Source organism: Candidatus Cloacimonadota bacterium (assembly GCA_011372345.1).
Lineage (GTDB): Bacteria > Cloacimonadota > Cloacimonadia > Cloacimonadales > TCS61 > DRTC01.
Genome location: DRTC01000449.1, coordinates 1 through 3536 on the forward strand (window position 1 = coordinate 1; position 3536 = coordinate 3536).

At 33.3% G+C, this 3536-nt stretch carries 4 protein-coding genes; all 4 read left to right on the top strand.

Annotated elements, in window-relative coordinates:
* On the top strand, nucleotides 1–169 hold a 169-nt coding region (gene mraW, locus ENL20_08740), incomplete at its 5' end, for a 16S rRNA (cytosine(1402)-N(4))-methyltransferase (GenBank protein ID HHE38643.1).
* Complete coding sequence (locus ENL20_08745; GenBank protein ID HHE38644.1) at nucleotides 159–488, top strand: hypothetical protein; 330 nt, start codon at nucleotides 159–161, stop codon at nucleotides 486–488. The genes mraW and ENL20_08745, both read left to right, overlap by 11 nt.
* Nucleotides 489–538: 50 nt before the next feature.
* Entirely contained in the window at nucleotides 539–2710 is a 2172-nt protein-coding gene (locus ENL20_08750) for a PASTA domain-containing protein (GenBank protein HHE38645.1), read from the top strand.
* Nucleotides 2689–3536: UDP-N-acetylmuramoyl-L-alanyl-D-glutamate--2,6-diaminopimelate ligase (locus ENL20_08755; protein ID HHE38646.1), on the top strand; the 848-nt coding region annotated here is incomplete at its 3' end. The genes ENL20_08750 and ENL20_08755, both read left to right, overlap by 22 nt.

Sequence of the window (3536 nt, forward strand, 5' to 3'; positions counted from 1 at the left end):
CATTTGTCCACCGGGTTTTCCTAAATGTGTTTGTAATAAAAAATCAACTTTGAAGATCATTACCAAAAAGCCGATCGTTCCATCAATTGAAGAGATAAAAAGTAATAAAATGGCGCGCAGTGCAAAATTAAGAATTGCAGAAAAAAAGGGGGAGGTTGATGAAATATAAAATTATTCTTTTATTAATAATATTTTTAACCACAGTTTTTTCCCATTATTATAATAAACATAAGATCATAAAATATGAGCGGGAAAGTAACAGGTTGATCGAGATCTATAATTCCAAAAAAGACCTTAATTTGAATTATCTCAATATAAACAGCAAATTATGCTCACGGGAAAGAATACAGAAATTAGCAATTGAAAAATTAAATATGTTCTATCCGGATGATACGAGCAACATCCACAATATCAAGATCGATAACAGGAAGGAAACTTTCTGTTTGATAGACTATATTATTCCCTCCGCAGAAGCGCTAACAAAGTAGTCAGGCAAATTGCTCACTTCCTGCGGGAGGTGAGCAATTTTTTTTAGAACATGAAATCAAGATTTACCATTTTCCTTATTGTTGTATCTCTATTTACACTTTTATGGATAACCTATTTATTTATTATCCAGATCATGGATCCTTTTAATTTTCAAACAACTATCAATATCAGACAGAATCCTTCCAAACAGATAATCATTCCTTATCGGGGAAATATTTATGACAGAAATGGAGAACTATTTGTAAGTTCCATCAAACATTTCCAAATTGATATTGATAGAAATATTATTTTTCATGACTGTAAGAAAAATAAAGAAAAAAATATTTCTGATGTTTTTGAAAAAATAAGTGATATTATTTCCAGGAATACAGATCTTGGTAAAAATGAAATTCTGCAGAAACTCAACCGAAATCCTCAAAATACAAGTATTTTTATTTCGGAAAATATAACCGAATCACGGCTGGTTCTGATCAAAAAAGAATTCCAGAAGGAAGGAATTCGAGGATTAGTTCAGAATTTCAGTAAATTAAAAAGGTCATATCCAAAAAATGATCTTGCTGTCAGGCTTTTGGGAATGGTCAGAAAAAAGAGACAGGATAATTCGGGAAACTCAAAGTCAATTTACACGGTCGAAGGTATAACCGGAATCGAATCGACATATAATAATGAGTTGAAGGGAATTTACGGTTGGGAAGAAAAGATCATCGATGCTAAAAACAAGAAAATACCTTTCCTGTTTTTGAAAAAACGAGCTGCTGTAAATGGAAATTCTCTGATCTTAACTATCGATTGTAACTTCCAGGAAATATTAGAAGAAAACCTGAAAATCGGTTTGGAAAAATATAAAGCAAAAAATGCCATCGGGATTATCATGGGAGCTGAAACAGGTGAAATAATTGCTATGTCAGGAATTTCCAAAAACGATAAAAATAAATCAGCAGCCAGCCTTCGATCATTACCAAATCTTCCTGTTTCATTTCTTTTTGAACCCGGTTCAACCATGAAACCGATTACCGCTTTACTGGCAATTGAAAATAATATTTATAAACCGGAAGATAAGATCAATTGTCGGAATTATCGTATAGGCAACAGAATCATTACAGATGCCCATGAACACGATTATAAAACTTTGAGCTTCAAAGATATTATTGCTCTTTCAAGTAATGTCGGGATCAGCAGGATCGTTGAAAAAATCGGAAGTAAACTCCTTTATGATCGAATGATCGAACTTGGCTTCGGTCAGAAAACAGGTTCAAATCTATATGGAGAAACAACCGGAATTTTTCGTAAATTGAAAGACTGGCAAGGTTATTCATTACATTCGATTTCTTTTGGTCAGGAAATTTCAGTAACAGCTTTGCAATTAGCGAGAGCATACTGTGCTTTTGCAAATGGTGGAAAAATTCTGCAACCTTATATATTGAAAGAGATCAGAGATGACTCCGGTAAGGTCGTGCAATCATTCAAACCAAAAGTTTTAAGAAAAATATCAGATAAAAGATCATTGGATACATTGAAAGATTTTTTAAAGGGAGTTGTCGATCACGGAACTGCAAAATCTCTGAAAATGGATTATCTGGAAATCGCGGGAAAAACCGGTACTGGAGAAAAAGCTGTCAACGGAGTTTATTCCGAAGATAAATACACTTCGATTTTTGCCGGATTCTTTCCGGTTGATAAACCCGAATATGTGATGGTTATCCTATTTGATGAAGCTGATTATGAATCATATTCTTATTATGCAACTTTATCTGCTGTTCCAACCTTCAGAAATATTGTTAATAAACTTATCAACCTGCCGCAAACGGATATCATTGTCGATGTCAAGGAACGGGACAGAAATTATATCGTCATGCCTGATCTGAACGGATTAGATAGAATGCAAGCTTCAGAACTTCTGGCAAAGAAGAACATCCTTTTCAATATAATTGAAAAAAATAGATCAGGTGTAGTTATTAATCAATTTCCAAAGCCCGATGTTTCTTTTGATCAGAAAGAAATCGTGCAGATCATTATTGATGTCCCCAAATTAAAACACAAGCATAAGATCGATTATAAAATGCCGGATCTGGTTGGACTGACGATCAGGAGAGCTTTATCCGAAACCAATAGAAAAAAAATCAAGTTGATCGTTCAGGGTAGAGGAATTATCAAATCACAATCGATCCCACCTGGAAATGAAACAAATTTTGGTGAAAAATGCCTGGTCACAGCAAATTAATAAACTATCTTGAAATTATCGGATTTTTAGATGAGCATAATATATCCTTCGATGAAATAAATTCTCCTGTAAAAGCTGAATATGAAAGGATAGAAACTGATTCCAGATTAGTCACTAAAAATAGTGTATTTGTTTGTATTTCCGGATTTGAAAACGATGGACATGATTTTGCATCAAAAGCGATAACAAATGGTGCTTCTCTTTTGATCGTTCAAAAAAAAATAGATCCGGATATTCCCCAGATAAAAGTCAGGAATTCTCGAAAAGTTGCTGCCATTTTAGCAAAATTATTTTTTAATGACCCGACCAGTAAAATGAAATTGATCGGAATAACCGGTACAAATGGGAAAACAACGGTTGCTTCCTTGATCTCCAAACTACTTTTATCAAAAAATAAAAAAACAGGTTTGATCGGAACTTTTGGATACGAAATCAATGGCAAGAAATATCGATCAGAGAGAACAACTCCGGATATTATCGATCTTAATAAAATTTTTCTCAAAATGCTTAAGGCTGAAGTCGAATTCGTAGTGATGGAAGTTTCTTCTCATGCTCTGGCTCTTGATCGTGTTTTTGGACTTCATTATAATGCTGGAGTTTTCACTAACTTGACCCATGAACATCTTGATTTCCATAAAAATATGGAAAAATATGCTCAAACAAAATTCCAGCTTTTTGAAAATATTACTGATAATAACGGGATCGCAATTATCAATATCGATGATAAATATGGGAAAGAACTATATCGGAAAATCAATTGTCTTAAAAAGGATATTTCTTTTAAAGAAGGTGATATTTCCATAAGAGATATAAATTATAGTTTAAG

Excerpts from the sequence above, each read along its gene's own strand:
- ENL20_08745 (HHE38644.1), top strand. The coding sequence starts at position 159 with ATGAAATATAAAATTATTCTTTTATTAATAATATTTTTAACCACAGTT.
- ENL20_08750 (HHE38645.1), top strand. The coding sequence starts at position 539 with ATGAAATCAAGATTTACCATTTTCCTTATTGTTGTATCTCTATTTACA.